This is a genomic window from Janthinobacterium darwini, from assembly GCF_051380905.1.
Lineage (GTDB): Bacteria > Pseudomonadota > Gammaproteobacteria > Burkholderiales > Burkholderiaceae_D > Janthinobacterium.
In genome coordinates, this window is sequence record NZ_JBNYXX010000005.1 from 77,805 (window position 1) to 100,359 (window position 22,555).

Consider the following 22,555-nt stretch of genomic DNA (forward strand, 5'->3'; position numbering starts at 1 on the left):
TGATATTTGAAAGAGTGAATTCCTATGCGTAAGCCAGGAGGCGCCCATCGCTGGCGCATGATTTTTACCGTGCTGGGGGCAGTCGTCTTTGCGCTGGGCAGCTTTTGGCTGCTGGAAGTGATGAACAAGAATGGCCTGGACATCACGGCCAGCAAGCATCAGGATGAGCCAGACTATTTCATCACCAATTTCAGCCTGGTGCGCATGGACTTGACGGGTAAGCCCAGCTATATCGTGTCGGGCACCAAGCTCACCCATTTTCCGCTGGACGATTCATCCGATATCGACCAGCCTTTCGTGCGCAAACTGTCGCCAGGCATGCCGCCGATGAACATGAATGCGGAACTGGCGCATATCGACCAGGACAATACCCGGCTGCAACTGCACCGCAATGTCGTGATCGACCGCGTGGCCAGTCCGAAGTCACAGAACCTGACGGTCAAGACGGAAGCGCTGACGGTGTTCCCGGATGAGGAAAGAATGGAGACGAACGTGCCTGTCGATATCTTGACGGGCGCCTCGCGCATCAATGGCGTGGGCATGAAGGCCAATAACGCCACCGGCGTGGTGGAAGTGCAGAATGCGCTGCGCATGGTCCTCCCGCCGAAACCGCGCCCGGCCGCGGCGGCAAAATGACAGAATGAAACAAGGAAACCATACTATGAAGAACATCTTGCTATTGACTCTATTCTCGACCATTTGCTCGCTGGGCATCGTGGGCACGGCACATGCCGAGAAAGCCGATTCCGAGAAGGAAGCCATCATCACGGCTCGTAGCGGCCACGTCGATGACGTCAAGCAGGTGCGTACCCTGACGGGCGATGTGGTGCTGGTGAAAGGGACTCTGACCATGAAGGCGGGCCGGGCCCTGATCACGGAAGACCCGCAAGGCTACCAGTTCATCACTTTCTGGGCCGATCCTGGCAAGCTGGCCACCTTCCGCCAGAAGCGCGATGGCGCAGGCGACCTGTGGGTGGAGGGCGAGGCGGAGCGCGTGGAATACAACAACAAGACGGAAGTCGTGAAACTGTTTTCCAAGGCCAAGTTGACGCGCCTGGAAGGCACGAAGCCGACCGACGTGGCCAACGGCGCCTTCATCTCGTATGACAGCCGCAAGGAGGAATTTGCGATGGAAAATTCCGATAGCGGCACCAGCACCCCCGATGGCGGCAGCGTGCGCATGGTGATCCAGCCGAAGCCCAAGGCACCGGCGGCGGAGAAAGCGCCGGCCACGCCCGCGTCAGGAAATAAATAATGGACAATACTCGTTGCGGCAGCACCCTGATCGTTCGCGGGCTGCAAAAAACCTATGGCAAGCGGCAAGTCGTGCATGATGTCTCGCTGCAAGTCGAATGCGGAGAAGTGGTCGGGCTATTGGGGCCGAACGGCGCCGGCAAGACCACCTCGTTCTATATGATCGTCGGCCTGGTGCCGTCGGACGGCGGCAGTATCGATATCAGCGGCGTGGATATTTCCCGCCTGCCGATCCACCGCCGCGCGCAGATGGGCCTGTCGTATCTGCCGCAGGAAGCGTCCGTGTTCCGCAAGCTGACGGTGGAAGACAATATCCGTGCCGTGCTGGAAATCCAGACCGTCGAAGGCCGTCCCTTGAAGAAGGCCGAGATCGAGGAGCGCCTGGATAAATTGCTGGCCGACTTGCAGATTGAAAAATTGCGCGAGAATCAGGCGCTGTCGCTGTCTGGCGGCGAGCGCCGCCGCGTGGAAATCGCCCGCGCGCTGGCCACCGACCCCCGTTTCGTCCTGCTCGACGAGCCGTTCGCCGGTGTCGACCCCATCGCCGTGATCGAGATCCAGCGTATCGTGCGCTTCTTGAAGGAGCGCAATATCGGCGTCCTGATCACCGATCATAATGTGCGCGAGACGCTGGGTATCTGCGACCGTGCCTACATCATCAACCAGGGCTCGGTGCTGGCGTCGGGACGCCCCGACGACATCATCGCGAACGAGTCGGTACGCCGGGTCTATCTGGGCGAACACTTCCGTATGTGAGCCAATGAAACAATCATTGCAGCTGCGCACTTCGCAGCACCTGGCACTGACGCCGCAGTTGCAGCAATCGATACGCCTGTTGCAATTGTCTACACTGGAATTGCACCAGGAGCTGGAGCAGTTGCTGACGGACAATCCCTTGCTCGAACGCCTCGACGATCCGCTCGACCGTTCGCTGCGCCTGCTGTCCGACGGCGCCTTGAGTTCCACGGCCGCGCCGGCCGAAGCACCGCCCCAGCCGCCAGGCCAGGAGGCACCCGCCGCGCCGGCCGAAGCGGAAACCTTTGATGGCGAGGCTGGCGACAGCCCTGCCGCAGCGGAGGGCGGCGACAGCGACTGGAGCGAGGCGAGCAGGGGCAAGGCGCCCGACGACGAAGATTCCCGTCCGCAACTTGAAGCCCACCACTGCACCTTGCGCGAACACCTGATGGAGCAGATGCGCGTGACGGTGCTCGAGTTGCGCGACCGCGCGCTCGTCGAGCTGATCATCGACGCGCTCGACGACAATGGCTACCTGGAAGAGTCGCTCGACGACATCCTGGCGCGTTTGCCGGAAGAGCTGGAAATCGACGCTGACGAGATGCGTACGGCCTTGTCCCTGTTGCAAAGTTTCGATCCGCCCGGCGTGGGCGCGCGCAACGCGTCCGAATGCCTGGCGCTGCAAATCAAGCGCTTGCCGCACATCGCCATGGTGACGCGGCGCATGGCCCTCGTCATTGTGGAAAAACACCTGGCCTGGTTTGCCCAGCGCGATTTTAACAAGCTGAAAAAAGCCCTCGATTGCGATGATGAAGACTTGCGCGAAGCGCAGACGGTGATTCGCCAGTGCAACCCGCATCCGGGTGCCGTGTTCGCCTCGGACGTGTCCGATTACGTGGTGCCCGACGTCGTCGTCAAGCGCGCGCGCAATGGCTGGCAAGTCACACTGAACAACGACGTCATGCCTCGCCTGCGCGTCAACGCCATGTACGCCAACTTGCTCAAGCAGGGCAAGGGCGAGGGTGCCATGGGCGCACAGTTGCAGGAAGCCAAGTGGCTGATCAAGAATATGCGCCAGCGCTTCGACACCATCCTGCGTGTAGCGCAAGCGATAGTAGAAAGACAAAAGAACTTTTTCTCGCATGGGGCCGTTGCCATGCGCCCCCTTGTGCTCCGTGAAATAGCTGATACACTGGGTTTACACGAGAGTACTATCTCGCGCGTAACAACTCAAAAGTACATGCTGACCCCGCACGGCATGTTCGAGTTGAAATATTTCTTTGGTAGCCACGTCGCCACCGAAGCGGGGGGCGAAGCGTCATCGACGGCGATACGGGCATTGATCGTGCAACTGACAGGAGCAGAAGACCCTAAAAATCCTTTATCCGACAGTAAGATTGCGGACATGCTGGGGGAACAAGGCATGGTGATTGCGCGACGTACTGTTGCCAAATACCGGGAAGCGTTGAAAATTCCGCCAGTGAGCCTGCGTAAGTGTTTGTAAGTTTTTTTCGGTTCCTCTGCGGGCCGGATACGATGGACCGCACGAACCCGATCATCTTTAGGAGTGTGTATGAATCTCACCATCAGCGGACATCATCTCGAAGTCACACCAGCCATCCGTGAATACGTACAAACGAAGCTGGAACGCGTGAAACGGCATTTCGATCAAGTCATCGATATCGCCGTGATTCTGACCGTGGATAACCTCAAAGAGAAAGAAAAACGTCAAAAGGCCGAAGTCAATTTGCGTCTGAGTGGCAAAACTGTCTATGTGGAAAGTCTGGCGCACGACCTGTATGCCGCCATCGATATCCTGATCGACAAGCTGGACAGGCAAGTGATGAAGTACAAAACCAAAGTGCAAGGGCACGGTAAAGAGGCGATCAAGCATCTGCCAGACAACTCGGAAGAAGAATTCGCCGCCGCCTAAGCGGCCTGCGACTTTCAACTGGTTGTGATCAACTAAGGGCGCACATTGCGCCCTTTTTTGCGCCCGTAGCTGTTGAGCGCTATGTTCCCCTCACAGGCGCTAGAATGTGCCCGTTCTCACTTCTATTTACTTTGCCATGAGCGACTTCGTCCAGACCTCCATCCGCAACCGCACGGGCCACATCGTGCTCGACCGCCCCAAAGCCCTGAATTCCCTGTCGCTGGAGATGGTGCGCGCTCTGAGTACCGTTTTGCTGGCCTGGCGCGACGATCCGCAGGTGGACGCCGTGGTGATCCGTTCCAGCAGTGAGAAAGCCCTGTGCGCCGGTGGCGACATCCGTTTCTTTTACGATGCAGGCCTTGCCACACCGCAGGGCGGCAGTGCGTTGCTGGAAGATTTCTTTACGGAAGAATATGCTTTAAATCATGTAATCCACTTCTATCCGAAACCGTATATCGCCGTGATGGATGGCGTGGTGATGGGCGGCGGCATGGGCGTGGCGCAGGCAGGGCCTGGCAACCGCCTGCGCATTGTGACGGGCCGCACGCGCATGGCCATGCCGGAAGTCAATATCGGCCTGTTTCCCGACGTGGGCGGCAGTTATTTCCTGTCTCGCCTGGCCGGTCAGCTGGGCTTGTACCTGGGCTTGACGGGCTTGACGATCAACGCGGCCGATGCCTTGTACACGGGCCTGGCCGATGTGTACCTGCCCGAGGCGCAGATGGGGGCGCTGCTGGCCCTGTTCGAATCGACGCCAGGCCAGGGCTTGCCGGTCGCCATCAAGGCCCTGGCAGCGCCGTTCCAGGCCCAGGTGGGCGTTTCTGCGCTGACCATGGCGCGCGCGGCGCTGGACCGCCATTTCGGCGCTGGCTCCGTCGCTGCCATCATGGCTTCGCTGGCGCAGGATGACAGCGCGTTTGCCAGCAAGGCGCTGGCGGCCATGCGCCAGCGTTCGCCGCTGATGATGTCGGTGACCCTGGAATTGTTGCAGCGGGGCGCCCAACTGGGCGTAGCCGATTGCCTGCGCATGGAGCGCACCGTGGTGCGCCACAATTTCGAGCATGGCGAAGTGCTGGAAGGCGTGCGCGCGCTGGTGGTCGACAAGGACAATGCTCCGCGTTGGAACCCTGCCAGCCTGGACGAGGTTGATGCGGCCATGGTGGCGCGCTTCTTTGCCCCCGTCTGGCCGGCGCAAGCGCATCCGCTGCGCCATCTGGATTAACAACGCCAAATAACACCGTAGCGAGCGGAAGGGAGGGGTGGTTGAGAAGCGGAACTGTGCTTTACGCACATGAGCATCGCAGACCACCTATACCGAAGCGCAGTAGATTTTAATGGCGTTCTAGCTACGTTCGCGGTGGCGTAGCACGACCCGTTCATTGGGGCCGAAATACTGCGCCAGCCGTTCTGCCATGTACACCGAGCGGTGCTGGCCGCCCGTGCAGCCCAGCGCCACCGTCAGGTAGCTGCGGTTGTCGGACTTGAATGATGGCAACCATTTCTCGATGAAGGCGCGGATGTCGGCCAGCAGTTCCAGCGCGCTGGGCTGCGCGTCGAGGAAGGCGATCACGGGTGCGTCGCGTCCGTCGAGCGGGCGCAGCGCCAAGTCGTAATAGGGATTGGGCAAGGCCCGCACGTCGAAGACGAAATCGGCGTCCAGCGGCACGCCCAGTTTAAAGGCGAAGGATTCAAAGAACAGGATCAGGGGCGCGCGTTCGGAGGCGACAATATCCTTGACCCAGGCGCGCAGTTTGTTGGCGCTCAGTTCCGAGGTATCGATTACATGACCCAGCTGTTCGATGGCCGACAGGCGTTCCCGTTCTTCCGAGATGCACTCGATCAGGGTACGGCGGCTGGCCGGATTCTGGTTCGGGCGCAATTCATGCGACAGGGGATGGCTGCGCCGCGTTTCCGAGAAGCGCGCCACCAGCGAATGCGTGGTGGCCGTGAGGAACATTACCTTGACGTCGTGCCCCTGGTCGCGCAGCAGCGCCACATTGTGCGGCAGGCTGGTCAGCGACTCGGCGCTGCGCGCATCGACGGCGACGGCCAGTTGCGGTGTACCTTCGTCGAGCAGCGTTTGCACCAGGCTGGGCAGGAGCGCCGGTGGCAGGTTGTCAACACAATAGTAACCGGTATCTTCCAGCACATTGAGCGCGACGGATTTACCGGAGCCGGATATTCCGGTGATAAGGACGATATGCATAGGCTGATCATACAATAAAGATCGGCACTGCGCTCCAAGGCAATGCTCTTTACAAATTATTGCAATTTTGATTGTGATGTTGGTGAAGCAAATGCTCGAGCACAGATAGTAGGTCGGCTTAGCGCAAAGCGCGTAAGCCGACGCTGCGGCATAGGCCAACATTGTTGTCGGATTACGCGGGGCCTTGCCCCGCTAATCCGACCTACGTTATTAATCGCCACTCATGGCGAGTCGTTGGTGAGCAGGGAATTCACGCAGTGTTGCTGCGTGCCTGCGTAACGGTTCGCCCTTGCAAGGGCGAACTCCTTGGCAACATTAATCGCCACTCATGGCGAGTCGTTGGTGAGCAGGGAATTCACGCAGCGTTGCTGCGTGCCTGCGTAACGGTTCGCCCTTGCAAGGGCGAACTCCTTGGCAACATTAATCGCCACTCATGGCGAGTCGTTGCCGTTCCATGAACTCTTGCAAGGTATCGATGCCGCGCAGCTGCAAGATGGTATTGCGCACGGCCGCTTCCAGCAGTACGGCGATGTTGCGGCCGGCAGCGACGGGGATGACGACCTTGCGCACGGGTAAGCCGAGCACGTCTTCCGTGGGGAACAGGAAGGGCAGGCGCTCGACTTCTTCTTCCAGCGCATTGCGGCGCACCAGATGCACGATCAGTTTCAAGCGCATCTTGCGGCGCACGGCCGTTTCGCCAAAGATGGCCTTGATGTCAAGCAAGCCCAGGCCCCGCACTTCCAGCAGATTTTGCAGAAGAGGCGGGCAGCGGCCTTCGATCATATTGGGCGCGATGCGCGAAAATTCCACGGCGTCGTCGGCCACCAGGCCGTGGCTGCGCGAAATCAGTTCCAGCCCCAGTTCGCTCTTGCCCAGGCCCGAATCGCCCGTGATCAGCACGCCGACGCCCAGCACGTCCATGAACACGCCATGCATGATGATGCGCTGCGCCAGCTTTTTCGACAGGTAGACGCGCAGGAAGTCGATCACTTGCGCTGCCGGCAGCGGGGTCGAGAACAGGGGAATGTTTTGCTCGTCGCAGATGGCGAGGATGTCGGGCGGCGTTTCCAGCCCTTGTGCGATGATGAGCGCGGGCGGGCCGCCGGCGATCAGTTCACCGATCACATGGGTGCGCGTATTGACCTTCAGGCGCTGATAGTAATTGATTTCCTGGTGACCAAAGACCTGGATGCGGCCCGGATGGATCAGGTTCAAGTGGCCCACCTGGTCGGCGGCCGACGAGACGTCGCCCGAGATCAGGCGTTCGCCGCCGGGGAAGCCGGCGAACCAGCCCAGTTGCAGACTTTCACGATTATCGTCGTACAGGCGTTGTATCGTCAGCGGCGTTTGCAACATGGCAGTCTTCTTCAGGAGTGGAGGAATACCTGAAGTTTAACCTGCCGCTTGCAGACTGGGTTGCCAATTGACGATGCGCGAATGCACGGATTTCGGTTCCGGATCCGTGGCCAGCGCCGTGCGGAACGCGTCGTCGGAAAACATTTCGGCGATTTCCGACAGGATTTCCAGATGTTGCTGGGTGACATGATCCGGAATCAGCAGGAAAAACAGCAGATTGACAGGCTTGCCATCGGGCGACTCGAAGGGAATCGGCTCGGCCAGGCGCACGAAGGCGCCCAGCGGCGCTTTCAGGGTCTTGCTGCCCTTGACCCTGCCATGCGGCACAGCCACGCCATGGCCCAGGCCAGTCGAGCCCAGGCGTTCGCGGGCAAACAGATTGTCCGAAACGGTAGAGCGGGCGATGCCGTAATTGTTTTCGAAGATCAGGCCGGCTTGCTCGAAAGCGCGCTTTTTACTGGAGACTTCCAGGTCCAGCAGGACGTTTTCGAGAGATAATATTTTGCTAAGATTAGTCATGACACTCAATGAAATGGTGCAATGCGCAGAGGGCTTGCGAGCCGAATTATAGGCCTGTTTCCGCGGCCTGTAACGCCAATTCTCAACAGTATACGCCCGCTGCGGGCGCAGTGGGCGCTACAGCTCATGTCGCCATCATTTTAGCAAAAAACCAACGCTGGGGTGTATCGGCTATTTCTTGATTAAAAACACGTAGCGCACCGGTTTTTCCGCCGCCGAATGCCGATTTTCCGATTTTTCAGCGTCTTTGACATGCACTGGGGCACTACCGCAACGTTGTTTTAAAACACAGCCAATATTCCTGCTGGCATGATTTCAAGGTGTTGTGCGGTGTTACTGGCGCGCATTGCGCAGATTGCCCGGCATCGCGCCCGTGCTGTAGTTGCTGCGCCACGGATTGATATCGAGGCCCCCGCGGCGCGTATAGCGCGCATACACGGACAGTTTTTGCGGCTTGCACTGGCGCAAGATATCGACAAAGATGCGTTCCACGCATTGCTCGTGAAATTCATTGTGTTCGCGGAAGCCAATCAGATAGCGCAGCAGACTTTCCTGGTCGATCTGTGGCCCTGCATACTCGATCTGCACGCTGCCCCAGTCGGGCTGGCCCGTCACCAGGCAATTCGATTTCAACAGGTGCGAGACGAGTTTTTCTTCCACCGGTGCTGCGTCCAGCGCTGCCTTCAAGAGTTGCGGCGAAGGCGAGTACTGCGTGATTTCCAGGTCCAGGCGGTCCAGCAGCACGCCATCGAATTCACCCATTTTCAGCTTGCCGAAATCTTCCTGCAAGGTCAGTTCCACTTGCACAGGCGCGCCAAAACCATTCGACAAGTCTTGCTTGAGCAAGGTCAACAGGGCTTCCGGGCTATCCAGTTTGGTCTGGTTGTAGGAGTTCAGGTAGAGCTTGAACGATTTCGATTCGATGATGTTCGGCGAATCGGCCGGCGCGCTGATCTTGGCAATGGCCACCTGCGGCTTGCCGCGCTGGTTCAGCCACGACAGTTCGTAGGCATTCCAGATGTCGAGGCCAAAGAATGGCAGTGTGCCGTGCAGTTCCAGTTCATCGCGCTTGCCCTGGCGGGGAATCGGAAACAGCAGTTCCGGCGCGTAATCGGTGCGGTAGGCCGAGCTTTTGCCCAGGGGCGACAGTTCGGCGAGGTCGTTGGTGGTGGTCATGGTGGCGTGGCTACAAATTCTGTGAAGGGTGAATGGTAGCCTATTTCAACCCAACGGCAAGGACCGGGGTCAGGCCCTGAGGGGGAATGCGCCCCAGTGGGGCGCATTCGGATTCCGAAGGAACTGACCTTCTGGCTTACCCTAAAAACAGCTTGTACACAGGATTGCTGCTTTCATCCCAGTAACGATAGCCCAAGGTATCGAGGAAGCGGGCGAATTCTCCCATTTCATCGGGCGGCACTTGCAGGCCCACCAGGATGCGGCCCACGTCGCCGCCTTGGCTGCGGTAATGACACAGGGAAATATTCCAGTTCGGCGCCATGCTGTCGAGGAAGCGCATCAGCGCGCCCGGACGTTCGGGAAATTCAAAGCGGTACAGCAGCTCGTCCTGCGCCAGGCGGCTCTTGCCGCCCACCAGGTGGCGGATGTGCGACTTGGCCAGCTCGTCGTGCGTCAAGTCCAGCGTCTTGAATTCATGCTCTTCGAATTTCTTCGCCATCGCCCCGGATTCATGCCGGTCGGCGATCTGGATGCCGACGAACACGTGCGCGGCTTTTTCATCGCTGATGCGGTAATTAAATTCCGTCACATTGCGCGCGCCGATGAGCGAGCAGAAGCGCTTGAAGCTGCCCCGCTGTTCGCGCATGGTGACGGCAAACACGGCTTCGCGGAACTCGCCCAGCTCGGCACGCTCGGCGACGAAGCGCAGGCGGTCGAAATTCATGTTGGCGCCGCAGGCAATGGTGACCAGTGTCTGGTTGACGATAGGGTGCTTGCTCAGGCTGGCCCGCTCCACATAGGCCTTGGCGCCCGCGATGGCCAGTGCGCCGGCCGGTTCCAAAATGGAGCGCGTATCCGTAAACACATCCTTGATGGCGGCGCAGATGGCGTCCGTGTCGACGATGATGATGTCATCGACATATTGCTGCGCCAGGCGGAATGTTTCCTCGCCCACCAGGCGCACGGCCGTGCCGTCCGAAAACAGGCCCACGTCGGGCAGGGTGACGCGCGCGCCCGCTTTGAGCGAGCGCGCCATGGCGTCCGAATCGACCGTTTGCACGCCGATGATCTTGATGTCGGGGCGAATCTGTTTCACGTAGGCAGCTACGCCGGCGATCAGTCCGCCGCCGCCGATGGCCACGAAGATGGCGTGGATGGGACCGGAATGCTGGCGCAGGATTTCCATGCCTATCGTGCCCTGGCCGGCGATCACGTCCGGATCGTCGAACGGATGCACAAAGGTCAGCTTCTGTTCTTTTTCCAGGGTCAGCGCGTGGTTGTAGGCATCCGTGTAGGACTCGCCGTGCAGCACGATTTCCACATGCACGCCGCCGCGTGCCTTGACGGCGTCGATCTTGACGGGGGGCGTGGTGGTGGGCATGACGATGACGGCGCGGCAACCCATGCGCGCGGCCGACAGTGCTACGCCCTGGGCATGGTTGCCGGCCGAGGCGCAAATGACGCCGCGCTTGCGTTCCGCATCGCTGAGCTGGGCCATCTTGTTGTAGGCGCCGCGAATCTTGAAGCTGAACACGCTTTGCATGTCTTCGCGCTTGAAGTAAATCTGGTTGTTCAGGCGCTGCGACAGGGCAGGGGCCAGTTCCAGCGGCGTTTCGGTGGCGACGTCGTAGACGCGGGCGGTCAGGATTTTCTTGAGGTAGTCGATGTTCATAGTCTGCTAGCAAGTGATTCTGGGCCAGAAAGGTACTGGAGCGTGTCGGTCGATAGCGGCGGCGCCGCGGCGGATAGCCTGGCGACAATATTGCTCTGTGGAACTGCGGGCGGGTATGCCTTTGCCGGCCGGCGCGGATTGTGCGGCGCCCAGGCTGCTCTTCATTATAATGGAGAGCCTTACTGCATCGTGAAGTGTTCCATGATCGAATCCGCAATCGCCTGGCTGCTGCAGCTGATCGCAGCACCGGAAGTCGGGCTGACATCGGTCTTTCTGATCAGCTTTATTTCCGCCACCTTGTTGCCGCTCGGCTCGGAGCCGGCCGTCTTTGCCGTCATCAAGGCCAATCCCGCGCTGTTCTGGGCCGCCATCGGCGTCGCCACCCTGGGCAATACCCTGGGCGGTATCGTCGATTACTGGCTCGGGTACCGGGCCAAGCAGGCGTTTGCCAAGGAGCGCGACACGCGCTGGTTCCGCTGGCTGGCCCGCTATGGCGCCAAGACCATGCTGCTGGCCTGGCTGCCCGTCGTGGGCGACCCCCTGTGCACGCTGGCGGGTTGGCTCAAGCTGCCGTTCTGGCCCAGCGTGGCCTACATGGCCATCGGCAAGTGCGCGCGCTACCTGACCATGACGGCTTTGTTGCTGTACGTGCCCGATGGCGTATGGCACTGGATCGGGCAAATGCTGGCGTGATGGCGATGGCGATGGCGCATATTGCAACGCCTGTTTGCCCTATATTTGGGCAGCTTGATAGTTTGTAGCTGAGTCCGATTCTTGGCATCTTCACGTCAAAAAATCATGGAAACTAATTTTTTATTCATGCAGAAGTAGGCTTTTCCATATTTGCTATGGTGGCAGATGAGGTGCTTAAACCTTAGGCGGGCTAAGGCTGTTCCCGCATGGTGCGGCGCAATAAGATAAAATGGTCCTTTAGGGTCCAGTCCACATCGTCACCACACTCCATGAACGCTCCCGCACAACTCCAAGCTTTACTGGCAGAAACGCCAAATGGTCCCGCAGCAAGCCGCCTGCGCGAAATCCCCTATAACTACACGTCGTTTTCCGATCGCGAGATCGTCATACGCCTGTTGGGGGAGGACTCCTGGCGCCTGCTCGACGAGCTGCGAGGCGCTCGCCAGACGGGCCGTTCGGCCCGCATGCTGTACGAGGTGCTGGGCGATATCTGGGTCGTGCGCCGCAACCCCTACCTGCAGGATGACTTGCTCGATAACCCGAAGCGCCGCCAGGGCTTGATCGATGCCCTGCATCACCGCCTGGCCGAAGTCGACAAGCGCCGCTTGTCCATCGATGCGGCCGGCGGCGACGTGGCCGCCAGTGGCGAAACGCCGGAAGTGGCGCAGGCGCGCAGCAACAATGTCGAGCTGCTGCTGAAAGCGGCCAGCAAGGCCGTGGCCGACTTCGGCGACGAATTCCGCAAGACCTACGATTTGCGCAAGCGCACGGTCAAGGTGCTGGGCCGCTACACGGAAAAACACAATGTGCGCTTCGACGGCATGACGCGCGTGTCGCACGTGACGGATGCCACCGACTGGCGCGTGGAATACCCGTTCGTCGTGCTCACGCCTGACACGGAAGAGGAAATGGCCGGCCTGGTGAAAGGCTGCATCGAACTGGGGCTGACCATCATCCCGCGCGGCGGCGGCACCGGCTACACGGGCGGCGCGATTCCCCTGACGCCGATGTCGGCCGTCATCAACACGGAAAAACTCATTACCCTGGGCGCCGTCGAAATGACGGTCTTGCCGGGCCTGACGCATGAATACGCGACGATCAATTCGGGCGCGGGCGTGATCACGAACAAGGTATCGGAAGCGGCGGAAAAAGCCGGCTTCGTGTTTGCCGTCGACCCGACCTCGGCGCACGCCTCTTGCATCGGCGGCAACGTCGCCATGAATGCGGGCGGCAAAAAGGCCGTGCTGTGGGGCACGGCGCTGGACAACCTGGCTTCGTGGCGCATGGTCGACCCGAATGGCGACTGGCTCGACGTCACGCGTCTGGACCATAACCTGGGCAAGATTCACGATATCGCGCTGGCACGTTTCCAGCTGGAATGGCGTCACCCGAGCACGCGCGACGCGACCAAGCCGAACGCGCCATTCAAGACGGAAATTCTGGAAATTCCTGGCCGCAAGTTCCGCAAGGAGGGCTTGGGCAAGGACGTGACGGACAAATTCCTCGCCGGCTTGCCGGGCATCCAGAAAGAAGGCTGTGACGGTCTCATCACCTCGGCGCGCTGGATTCTGCACAAGATGCCGAAATTCGCCCGCACCGTCTGCCTGGAATTCTTTGGCCAGGCGCGCGACGCGATTCCGTCGATCGTGGAAATCAAGGATTACCTCGATGGCTTGCCAGCCAAGGGCGAGCAATACACGAGCATCCGCCTGGCGGGCCTGGAACACCTGGACGAGCGCTACCTGCGCGCCGTCGGCTACGCCACCAAGTCGAAGCGGGGCGTGTTGCCGAAGATGGCCCTGTTTGGCGACATCGTCGGCGACGATGAAAATGCCGTCGCCCAGGCGGCGTCGGAAGTTGTGCGCATCGCCAACACCCGCGTGGGTGAAGGTTTTGTGGCCGTCAGCCCCGAAGCGCGCAAGAAATTCTGGTTGGATCGCGCCCGCACGGCAGCGATCGCCAAGCATACCAATGCGTTCAAGATTAACGAAGACGTCGTGATCCCGCTCAACCGCATGGGCGAATACACGGATGGTATCGAACGCATCAATATCGAGCTGTCGATCAAGAACAAGCTGCAACTGGCCGACGCCTTGAGCGAATTCTTTGCCAAGGGTAATTTGCCAATTGGCAAGAGTGACGATGCGTCGGACGACCGGGTCGACGATGCGGAAATGCTGGGCGACCGCGCCGAGCAGGCACAGCAACTGCTGGCGCAAGTCACGGCACGCTGGACGTATCTGCTGGCCCAGCTGGACCGTCCGCTGGCGGACGTGAAGGGTGAGCTGGCCGAGCTGGGCATGGAGCGCTTGCTGCCCGTGTTCGATGCACGCCTGGAAACGCAGCCGACCGCCACCCTGTTCGATGTGGTGCAGGACCGCACCGTGCGCATTACCTGGAAGCAAGAGATCCGCGCGCAGCTGCGCCAGATCTTCAATGGCGCTGCGTTCAAGCTGATCCTTGACGAGGCGACAGCCATCCACGCGCGCATCTTGCGTAGCCGCGTATTTGTCGCGCTGCACATGCATGCGGGCGATGGCAATGTGCATACAAACTTGCCCGTCAACTCGGACAATTACGAAATGCTGCAGGACGCCCACCAAGCCGTGGGCCGCATCATGATACTGGCCCGCTCACTGAATGGCGTCATTTCCGGTGAACACGGTATCGGCATCACCAAGCTGGAGTTTTTGACGGAAGAAGAGATCGGCGAATTCCGCAGCTACAAGCAGCGCATCGATCCGGAAGGCCGTTTCAACAAGGGCAAATTGCTGAACCTGCCGGGCATGGGCGCCGACTTGCGCAATGCCTACACGCCATCGTTCGGCCTGATGGGCCACGAATCGCTGATCATGCAGCAAAGCGATATCGGCGCCATCGCTGACAGCGTCAAGGATTGCTTGCGCTGTGGCAAGTGCAAGCCCGTCTGCTCGACCCACGTGCCGCGCGCCAATCTGCTGTACTCGCCGCGCGATAAAATCCTGGCGACCTCGTCCCTGATCGAAGCCTTCCTGTACGAAGAGCAGACGCGGCGCGGTATTTCCATCAAGCATTGGGAAGAGTTTGAAGACGTGGCTGACCACTGCACGGTGTGCCATAAATGCGTCACGCCTTGCCCGGTCAACATCGACTTCGGCGACGTGTCGATGAATATGCGCAATTTGCTGCGCAAGATGGACAAGAAGAGCTTCAATCCGGGCACCAAGGCGACGATGCTGTTCCTCAACGCCACCGATCCCGTGACCATCAACGCCACGCGCAAGGTCATGATCGGCTGGGGTTACAAGGCGCAGCGCCTGGGCCACGATCTGTTGAAGAAGTTTGCCAAGAAGCAAACCAAGGCGCCGCCGCCATCGACGGGCAAGCCGCCTGTCAAGGCGCAGGTGATTCACTTCATTAACAAGAAGATGCCGGGTAACCTGCCGAAGAAAACGGCGCGCGCGCTGCTCGACATTGAGGACGATAAAGTCATTCCGATCATCCGCAATCCGAAGACGACCACGGCCGATACGGAAGCCGTGTTTTACTTCCCCGGTTGCGGTTCGGAGCGCTTGTTCTCACAAGTGGGCCTGGCGACGCAAGCGATGCTGTGGGAAGTGGGCGTGCAGACGGTCTTGCCGCCTGGCTACCTGTGCTGCGGTTATCCGCAGCGGGGCGCGGGCGAGTTCGACAAGGCCGAGAAGATGATGACGGATAACCGCGTCCTGTTCCACCGCATGGCCAACACGCTCAATTACCTGGACATCAAGACGGTGCTCGTGTCGTGCGGCACTTGCTATGACCAACTGGCAACGTATCAGTTTGAAAAGATTTTCCCAGGCTGCCGCATCATGGATATCCATGAGTATTTGCTGGAGAAAAACGTCAAGCTGGAAGGCGTCAACGGCACGCGCTATATGTACCACGAACCTTGCCACAATCCGATGAAGTTGCAGGAATCGGGCAAGACCATCAATTCCTTGATCAGCACGGTAGACAACGTGAAGATCGAGAAAAATGATCGTTGCTGCGGCGAATCGGGTTCCTTGGCCGTCACGCGTCCCGACATTTCCACGCAAGTGCGTTTCCGCAAGGAAGAAGAGATGGTCAAGGGCGCCGACAAGCTGCGCGGCGACGGGTTTACCGGCGACGTGAAAATCCTCACCAGCTGCCCGTCGTGCCTGCAAGGCCTGTCGCGCTACAATGACGATTCGGGCACGACGGCCGACTACATCGTCGTCGAGATCGCCAAACACTTGCTGGGAGAGAACTGGATGCCGGATTACGTGAAACGCGCCAATGACGGCGGCATTGAACGGGTGCTGGTGTGACCTGCGATTTATGTCAGTTGCTCGATAGCTTCGCCAACAAGCAGGGTTGTGAAACCTTGCTGTGGCGTAGCGAGCGCCTGTCCGTGGTGGCCGTCGATGATCCGGCCTATCCCGGCTTTTGCCGCGTGATCTGGAACAAACACGTGAAGGAAATGACGGATTTGACGCCGGGCGAGCGCAATTACGTCATGGAAGTCGTGTGGCAAGTCGAGCTGGCCGTGCGTGAAGTGATGCAGCCGGAAAAGGTCAATGTGGCCAGTTTCGGCAACATGACGCCGCATGTGCACTGGCACGTGATTCCCCGCTACCGCGACGACGCGCATTTCCCCAATCCAAGCTGGGCCGTGGTGCAGCGCGAGACGGCGCCCGAGGTGCTGGCGGCACGCCGCGCCCTGTTGCCGGCACTGCGCGCCGCCATCATTCAACGTTTATCCGCATAAAGTATTGTCATGACTGAAAAAGCAGCAACACCCCAACCGACCGGTTTGACCGTGCACAACCAGTCGCGCGTGCTCGACGTGGCTTTCGACGATGGCAGCGAATTTGTGCTGCCGGTCGAATACCTGCGCGTGTACTCGCCTTCGGCCGAAGTGCAGGGCCATGGCAAGGGCCAGGAAACCTTGCAGTTAGGAAAGCGCCTGGTGGGCATCACCAGCCTGGAACCCGTCGGCAACTACGCCGTGCAACCGACCTTCAGCGATGGCCACAATTCCGGTCTGTACACCTGGGCCTACCTGTACAAGCTGGGCGCGGAGCAAGCTACCTTGTGGCAAGCCTACCTGGACCAACTGACGGCAGCCGGCTACCCCGGTGACAGCGGCCGCGACGCCAAGGCCGACATGACGGTCAAGCAATCTTCCGGTCACGTTCACGGCCCGAGCTGCGGGCATAAACACTAAGGTGAAAAAATAGTGCGGTAATCTTGTCGGATTGCTGCTGGTTCGTTCGTCGTATGAATGCCCGCGCTTGCGGGCATTTTTCTTTTGGAGAAGAGACTATGGAATACCTGATCCTGATCTACGCCGACGAGGCGCGCTATGCCGCAATGCCTGAAGGGCAGATGGCCAGCCTGATGGCGGACTTTGCCAGTTACACGCAGGACCTGGAAGCAGCCGGCGTGCTGCGCGGCGGGGCCGAGCTGGCGCCTGTGGACAACGCCACCAGCGTACGTGTGCGCAATGGCAAGCCTGTCATCACGGATGGGCCGTTTGCGGAAACCAAGGAGCAGCTGGGCGGCTACTATCTGCTCGCCTGCGCCAACCTGGACGAGGCGCTGGCCTGGGCTGCGCGTTGCCCGGTAGCTTCCCTGGGCACCATCGAAGTGCGGCCGGTGACGGCCTGAGCATGGCTGGCGACGCCATCGCGGCCGTCGAGCACGTCTTTCGCCAGGAGAGGGGCAGGGTATTGGCCGGCCTGATGCGGCGTTTCGGCGACCTGGGCCTGGCGGAAGATATGTTGCAGGAAGCATGCCGCAAGGCGCTGGAACTGTGGCCGCGCACGGGCATTCCCGATAGTCCCGCCGCCTGGCTCAGTGCCGTGGCGCGCAATGCCGGCCTCGATCAGGTGCGCCGCGCGGGCAAGAGCGTCGTCGATGCCGAGGCCGTGCTGTCGAGCCTGCCGGCATCTGCGATGGAAGAAATGCACGCCATCGACGATGACCGCCTGCGCCTGCTGTTCATCTGCTGTCATCCCGCGCTGGCGCCCGAGGCGCAGGTAGCGCTGGCCCTGCGTACCCTGTGTGGCTTGTCCACGGGCGAGATCGCGCGCGCCTTCGGCCTGGCAGAAGCGGCCCTGTCGCAGCGGCTATTGCGCGCGAGGCGCAAGATCGCCGAAGCGCGCATCCCTTTCGAGTTGCCGCGGACGCAAGACTGGGCACACCGGCTGGCGCAAGTACAGCATGTCATCTATCTGGTATTCAGTGAAGGCTATTGTGCCAGCGGGGGCGATAGCCTGGTGCGCGCGGACTTGTGCGCGGAGGCGCTGCGCCTGGGGCGGCTGCTCGACAGCCTGCTGCCCTGCCAGCCGGAAGTGCAGGGTTTATTGGCCCTGATGCTGCTGCAGGCATCGCGCGGCCCGGCCCGTCTCTCGCCCGGCGGTGAACTGCTGACCCTGGAAGAGCAGGACCGGCGCCTGTGGCAGCGTGACTTGATCGCCGAGGGACAGGCCATGCTGGCGCTGGCTTTGCCGGCGCGTTCGCCGGGACCGTATCAGTTGCAGGCCGCCATTGCCGCCTTGCACGCCACGGCGGCTGCGGCCAGCCAGACGGATTGGCGCCAGATCAGCGTCCTGTATGGCGCCTTGCTGCGGCACAAGCCGGAACCCTTGATTTTGCTCAATGCGGTGATTGCCTGTGCGATGGCGCATGGCGCCGAGCACGGCCTGGCGTGGCTGGCGCGGCTGGAAACCGTGCCCAGCCTGGCGCAATCGCATTATCTGCATGCGGCCAGGGCCGACTTGCTGCGCCGCCAGGGCGACCGGCGGGGGGCACTGGCGGCGTATGCGCAGGCGGCAAAGCTGGCGTCGAATGCAGTGGAAAGGCAATACCTTCTCCGGCGTCAGGGGGAAATGCGCCTGCCGCTTGTATAATGCGTGCAAGTTCAAACAGACTGCCTACCATGACCAATACGACCCATTTCGGATACAAAACAGTTGCAGAAGACGACAAAGTGCGCGAAGTCGCCAAGGTGTTCCATTCCGTCGCTGCCAAATACGACGTGATGAACGACTTGATGTCGGGCGGGCTGCACCGTCTGTGGAAGACGTTCACCATTGCCAACGCGGGCGTGCGTCCCGGCTTCAAGGTGCTCGACATCGCCGGCGGCACGGGCGACCTGTCGAAGGCGTTTGCCAAGCAGGCGGGTCCTACCGGCGAAGTCTGGTTGACCGATATCAATGAATCGATGTTGCGCGTGGGCCGCGACCGCCTCTTGAATCGCGGCTTGCTCACCCCCACCTTGTTGTGTGACGCGGAAAAACTGCCGTTCCCCGATAACTATTTTGACCGTGTCAGCGTGGCCTTCGGCCTGCGCAACATGACGCACAAGGATGTGGCGCTGGCGGAAATGCGCCGCGTGCTGAAGCCGGGCGGCAAGCTGCTGGTGCTGGAATTTTCCAAGGTGGCCGCACCGCTGCAAAAGCCGTATGACCTGTATTCGTTCTCGGTCTTGCCATGGTTCGGACAGAAAATCGCCGGCGACGCGGAAAGCTATCGCTACCTGGCAGAATCGATCCGCATGCACCCGGACCAGGAAACGCTGAAGACCATGATGGAAACGGCGGGCCTGGAGCGCGTGCAGTACTACAATTTGACGGCAGGCATTGCCGCTTTGCATACCGGCATCAAGATGTAGTTCACCCTTGCCGGTGATTTTAGGAGATGGAATGAAACTGAAGAAATTGATGGTTGGCATGATGCTGGCCGCGACCACGGTATCCATGCTGGGCGAGGCGCTGGCCCGTCCGATGGGCGGTGGCCGTTCGTTTGGCCGCCAGTCGCAAAACGTGGGCCGCCAGGCGCCCGCACCAGCACCGACCCCGGCACCGGCTGCCACGCCACGCCAGGCGCAACCTGCGCCAGCCCCCGCACCGGCACCTGCCGCCAAGGCACCGAGCCGCTGGAAGGGCTTGCTGGGCGGCGCCTTGCTGGGCCTGGGTTTGGGCGCGCTGCTGTCGCATTTCGGCCTGGGCGGCGCCCTGGCCAGCATGATCAGCACCCTGCTGATGGTGGCTTTGCTGGCCGGTGTGGCCTTCTTCATCTATCGCATGGTGCGCGGCAAGCGTGACAACAATACCAGCGGCAATGCGCCGTTCGCGGGCTTTGGCGGCAACCAGCCTGCGCCGGCCGGCAACGTGCCCGACATCGGCTCGCGCATTCCACCGCTGCCGCCGCTGCAGCCCGTTTCGTCCGGCGTCGGCCTGGACAAGCCGGCACCGGCTGCTGCGCCATGGGGCGTGCCTGCCGATTTCGACAAGGATGCCTTCCTGCGCCACGCGAAGAGCAATTTCATTCGCCTGCAAGCGGCCTGGGACAAGGCGGACGTCAACGATATCCGTGAATTCACGTCGCCGGAAGTGTATGCGGAACTGCGCATGCAAATCCAGGAACGGGGCGCGCAGCCAGACTTTACCGATGTCGTCACCATCGATGCCGAACTGCTGGGCATCGAGACGAGCGTCAACGATTACCTGGCCAGCGTGAAGTTTACGGGCCTGATCCGTTCGGCGCCGGGCGCCGCGGCCGAGCCGTTCGCGGAAGTATGGAATATGTCGAAACCCGTCAGCGGCAATAGCGGCTGGGTCTTGGCAGGCATCCAGCAATTGAATTAATTGTCAAAACTTGCTGAATCATGGCTTAAGTCCATGCGGAATGCATGATGCTTGACAGATATTTCCTGCTGAACTGGTAAGATCGAAACCGCCCACGTTGTTTTACGGGCGGTTTTTTCTTTTTTGGGGCGCGCGCGGCGCGCGGTATAGACATGTCACCACTTTCCGATCTCTCCCTGATGACGCCCGTCATCGCGACCATCAACCATTTGCTGGCGCAGGAGCCGTGGGCGCGCCAGCAGTTGGCACTGCACGCGGGCAAGCTGGCCTGCATCGACACGGGGGCAGTGGCTTTGCGCCTGCGGGTAGACAGCGCAGGCATGCTGGAAGCGGCGCCGGCCGATATGCCGGCTAACGTCACCATCCGCGTGAAATTGTCCGATGTGCCGCTGATCCTGCAAAACCGCGAACGGGCGTTTTCCTACGTCAAGATTGAAGGCGATGCCGAGTTTGCCAATGCGATTTCGCAATTGAGCAAAGGCTTGCGCTGGGAAGCCGAGCATGACCTGGAAAAGGTATTCGGTCCCATGCTGGCCACGCGCCTTGTTTCCGGGGCGAAAGATGCGGCCGCTTTTGTGCGCACGGGCCAGCAGAAGCTGGCCGAAAGCGTGGCTGAATATTTTCTCGACGAAGAGCCCATGCTGATCCGTCCTTCTACCTTGCAAGAGTATTCCGCGGGCGTGACGCGCGTGCGCGATGACGTCGAACGCCTGGCCAAGCGCCTTGCCCGGCTGGAAAAGGCGGCAGCCGCCGCCCAGCCTTTGTCTCCCACACCGGATTTGTCTACATGATATTGAAATTCCTGCGCCTGTTTAAAATCATCCGTGTTTCCATCAAGTACGGTCTGGATGAGATAGCGATTTCTGGTCTGCAAGTTCCCCGCACCGCCAAATTGATCGACACCCTGATTTTCTGGCGCGACCTGTCGTCGCCACGGGGTTTGCGCCTGCGCCTGGCGCTGGAAGAGCTGGGTCCCATTTTCGTGAAATTCGGCCAGGTGCTGTCGACCCGGCGCGACCTGATGCCGCTCGACATCGCCGAAGAACTGGCGCGCCTGCAAGACCGCGTGCCGCCCTTTGATTCCGACCTGGCCATCGCGCAAATCACCAAGTCGCTCGGTGCGCACCCGGACCAGCTGTTTGCCAGCTTCGAGCGCGAGCCGGTGGCTTCGGCCTCGATTGCCCAGGTGCACTTCGCCACCCTGAAAGATGGACGCGAAGTGGCCGTGAAGGTCTTGCGTCCAGGCATGAAAAAGCTGATCGACGAAGACGTGGCCCTGATGCACATCGCCGCCGACTGGACCAGCCGCCTGTGGGCCGACAGCAAGCGCCTCAAGCCGAAAGAGGTGGTGGGCGAGTTCGACAAATACCTGCACGACGAGCTGGACCTGATGCGCGAGGCAGCCAATGCCAGCCAGCTGCGCCGCAACTTCGCCAACTCGGACTTGCTGCTGGTGCCGGAAATGCACTGGGATTATTGCTCCAGCAGCGTCATCGTGATGGAACGCATGGTTGGCATTCCCGTGTCGCAGATCGACCGCCTGGCGGCGGCCGGGGTGGACTTGCGCAAGCTCTCCAGCGATGGCGTGGAGATTTTCTTCACGCAAGTGTTCCGCGACGGCTTTTTCCATGCGGATATGCACCCGGGTAATATTCTCGTATCGATCGCGCCCGAATCGTTCGGCCGCTACATCGCCCTGGACTTTGGCATCGTGGGCACCCTGAACGACTACGACAAGGATTATCTGTCGCAAAACTTCCTCGCCTTCTTCCGCCGCGACTACAAGCGCGTGGCCGAGGCGCACATCGAATCGGGCTGGGCGCCGAAGGATACGCGCGTCGATGAGCTGGAAGCGGCCGTGCGCGCCTGCTGCGAGCCGATCTTCGACCGCCCGCTGAAAGATATTTCTTTTGGACAAGTTTTGCTGCGCCTGTTCCAGACCTCGCGCCGCTTTAACGTGGAAGTGCAGCCGCAACTGGTGCTGCTGCAAAAGACCCTGCTCAACATCGAAGGCCTGGGCCGCCAGCTCGATCCGGAACTGGACCTGTGGCAAACGGCCAAGCCTTATCTGGAAAAATGGATGAGCAACCAAGTGGGGCCGCAAGGCTTCATGGAGCGCCTGCGCGCCGAGGCGCCCCGTTATGCGCATATCTTCCCGCAACTGCCGCGTTTGCTGCACCAGGCCTTGACGGTGCATGGCGAACCGCGCGAAAACGACGTGGAATTGATGAAAACCTTGCTGGCAGAGCAACGCCAGACGAATCGACTGCTGAGCTTTATCGTGTACTTCGTGGGTGCCTTTGCCCTCGGTGCGCTGGGCTTGCAAGTGTTCATGCGCTGGCATCAACTGCCGTTTTAACTGGCTGAGGACGTAA

General features: G+C 60.4%; 21 protein-coding genes. 16 read left to right on the plus strand and 5 right to left on the minus strand.

What is annotated here, in order from left to right; genetic code table 11:
• Positions 1–24 precede the first annotated feature (24 nt).
• The 6 genes from lptC to ACQ4WZ_RS23605 all read left to right on the plus strand — a co-directional run bounded on the left by lptC (position 25) and on the right by ACQ4WZ_RS23605 (position 5,144).
• Positions 25–636 carry an LPS export ABC transporter periplasmic protein LptC gene (gene lptC / locus ACQ4WZ_RS23580; protein ID WP_436574641.1) on the plus strand — a complete coding sequence of 204 codons (612 nt, stop codon included), beginning with the start codon at positions 25–27 and terminating at the stop codon, positions 634–636.
• A 25-nt stretch (positions 637–661) separates the two neighbouring features.
• Positions 662–1,255 (plus strand): lipopolysaccharide transport periplasmic protein LptA, encoded by a 594-nt coding sequence (gene lptA, locus ACQ4WZ_RS23585; RefSeq protein WP_101483625.1) that lies wholly within the window; start codon positions 662–664, stop codon positions 1,253–1,255.
• Positions 1,255–2,010 (plus strand): LPS export ABC transporter ATP-binding protein, encoded by a 756-nt coding sequence (gene lptB, locus ACQ4WZ_RS23590; protein WP_099760888.1) that lies wholly within the window; start codon positions 1,255–1,257, stop codon positions 2,008–2,010. The genes lptA and lptB overlap by 1 nt, the downstream gene beginning before the upstream one ends.
• Before the next feature lie 4 nt (positions 2,011–2,014).
• Positions 2,015–3,493, plus strand: coding sequence for an RNA polymerase factor sigma-54 (locus tag ACQ4WZ_RS23595; RefSeq protein WP_101483626.1), 1,479 nt, complete (start codon positions 2,015–2,017; stop codon positions 3,491–3,493).
• Positions 3,494–3,562: 69 nt separating this feature from the next.
• Entirely contained in the window at positions 3,563–3,922 is a 360-nt protein-coding gene (gene hpf / locus ACQ4WZ_RS23600) for a ribosome hibernation-promoting factor, HPF/YfiA family (RefSeq protein ID WP_101483627.1), read from the plus strand.
• 136 nt (positions 3,923–4,058) lie between these two features.
• The gene (locus ACQ4WZ_RS23605) at positions 4,059–5,144 is read left to right on the plus strand and encodes an enoyl-CoA hydratase/isomerase family protein (RefSeq protein ID WP_436574642.1); all 1,086 of its coding nucleotides are present in this window, start codon (positions 4,059–4,061) and stop codon (positions 5,142–5,144) included.
• Positions 5,145–5,264: 120 nt separating this feature from the next.
• Here the strand turns inward: ACQ4WZ_RS23605 and rapZ are convergent, their stop codons facing one another.
• The 5 genes from rapZ to ilvA all read right to left on the minus strand — a co-directional run bounded on the left by rapZ (position 5,265) and on the right by ilvA (position 10,851).
• The gene (rapZ, locus tag ACQ4WZ_RS23610) at positions 5,265–6,128 is read right to left on the minus strand and encodes an RNase adapter RapZ (protein WP_101483629.1); all 864 of its coding nucleotides are present in this window, start codon (positions 6,126–6,128) and stop codon (positions 5,265–5,267) included.
• Positions 6,129–6,548: 420 nt separating this feature from the next.
• Positions 6,549–7,484, minus strand: a complete 936-nt coding sequence (gene hprK, locus ACQ4WZ_RS23615) for an HPr(Ser) kinase/phosphatase (RefSeq protein ID WP_034753337.1) — start codon at positions 7,482–7,484, stop codon at positions 6,549–6,551.
• A gap of 36 nt (positions 7,485–7,520) precedes the next feature.
• Positions 7,521–8,003 (minus strand): PTS sugar transporter subunit IIA, encoded by a 483-nt coding sequence (locus ACQ4WZ_RS23620; protein ID WP_071079718.1) that lies wholly within the window; start codon positions 8,001–8,003, stop codon positions 7,521–7,523.
• Positions 8,004–8,336: 333 nt separating this feature from the next.
• Positions 8,337–9,179 carry an NADPH-dependent 7-cyano-7-deazaguanine reductase QueF gene (gene queF, locus ACQ4WZ_RS23625; RefSeq protein ID WP_101483630.1) on the minus strand — a complete coding sequence of 281 codons (843 nt, stop codon included), beginning with the start codon at positions 9,177–9,179 and terminating at the stop codon, positions 8,337–8,339.
• A 136-nt stretch (positions 9,180–9,315) separates the two neighbouring features.
• A complete protein-coding gene (gene ilvA, locus ACQ4WZ_RS23630) occupies positions 9,316–10,851 on the minus strand; it encodes a threonine ammonia-lyase, biosynthetic (protein WP_101483631.1) in 1,536 nt (511 codons plus the stop codon).
• 201 nt (positions 10,852–11,052) lie between these two features.
• On the opposite strand from ilvA, the gene ACQ4WZ_RS23635 reads away from it, so the two are divergent.
• From ACQ4WZ_RS23635 to ubiB, 10 genes are all read left to right on the plus strand, one after another.
• Positions 11,053–11,544, plus strand: coding sequence for a YqaA family protein (locus ACQ4WZ_RS23635; RefSeq protein WP_101483632.1), 492 nt, complete (start codon positions 11,053–11,055; stop codon positions 11,542–11,544).
• Positions 11,545–11,813: 269 nt separating this feature from the next.
• Positions 11,814–15,854 (plus strand): DUF3683 domain-containing protein, encoded by a 4,041-nt coding sequence (locus tag ACQ4WZ_RS23640; RefSeq protein WP_436574643.1) that lies wholly within the window; start codon positions 11,814–11,816, stop codon positions 15,852–15,854.
• Positions 15,851–16,294 carry an HIT family protein gene (locus ACQ4WZ_RS23645; RefSeq protein WP_436574644.1) on the plus strand — a complete coding sequence of 148 codons (444 nt, stop codon included), beginning with the start codon at positions 15,851–15,853 and terminating at the stop codon, positions 16,292–16,294. Before ACQ4WZ_RS23640 ends, ACQ4WZ_RS23645 begins: the two co-directional genes overlap by 4 nt.
• A 9-nt stretch (positions 16,295–16,303) precedes the next feature.
• Positions 16,304–16,753: a gamma-butyrobetaine hydroxylase family protein gene (locus ACQ4WZ_RS23650; protein ID WP_436574645.1), complete on the plus strand. Its 450-nt coding sequence runs from the start codon at positions 16,304–16,306 to the stop codon at positions 16,751–16,753.
• A 98-nt stretch (positions 16,754–16,851) separates the two neighbouring features.
• Positions 16,852–17,196 carry a YciI family protein gene (locus ACQ4WZ_RS23655; protein WP_133988794.1) on the plus strand — a complete coding sequence of 115 codons (345 nt, stop codon included), beginning with the start codon at positions 16,852–16,854 and terminating at the stop codon, positions 17,194–17,196.
• Between the two features lie 2 nt (positions 17,197–17,198).
• Positions 17,199–18,440 (plus strand): RNA polymerase sigma factor, encoded by a 1,242-nt coding sequence (locus ACQ4WZ_RS23660; protein ID WP_436574646.1) that lies wholly within the window; start codon positions 17,199–17,201, stop codon positions 18,438–18,440.
• A 29-nt stretch (positions 18,441–18,469) separates the two neighbouring features.
• Positions 18,470–19,204, plus strand: coding sequence for a bifunctional demethylmenaquinone methyltransferase/2-methoxy-6-polyprenyl-1,4-benzoquinol methylase UbiE (ubiE, locus tag ACQ4WZ_RS23665; protein ID WP_034753359.1), 735 nt, complete (start codon positions 18,470–18,472; stop codon positions 19,202–19,204).
• 31 nt (positions 19,205–19,235) lie between these two features.
• Complete coding sequence (locus tag ACQ4WZ_RS23670; RefSeq protein WP_436574647.1) at positions 19,236–20,180, plus strand: Tim44 domain-containing protein; 945 nt, start codon at positions 19,236–19,238, stop codon at positions 20,178–20,180.
• Positions 20,181–20,332: 152 nt separating this feature from the next.
• Entirely contained in the window at positions 20,333–20,971 is a 639-nt protein-coding gene (locus ACQ4WZ_RS23675) for a ubiquinone biosynthesis accessory factor UbiJ (RefSeq protein WP_166674655.1), read from the plus strand.
• A complete protein-coding gene (gene ubiB, locus ACQ4WZ_RS23680; protein WP_436574648.1) occupies positions 20,968–22,539 on the plus strand; it encodes a ubiquinone biosynthesis regulatory protein kinase UbiB in 1,572 nt (523 codons plus the stop codon). The genes ACQ4WZ_RS23675 and ubiB overlap by 4 nt, the downstream gene beginning before the upstream one ends.
• The last annotated feature ends 16 nt before the right edge of the window (positions 22,540–22,555 follow it).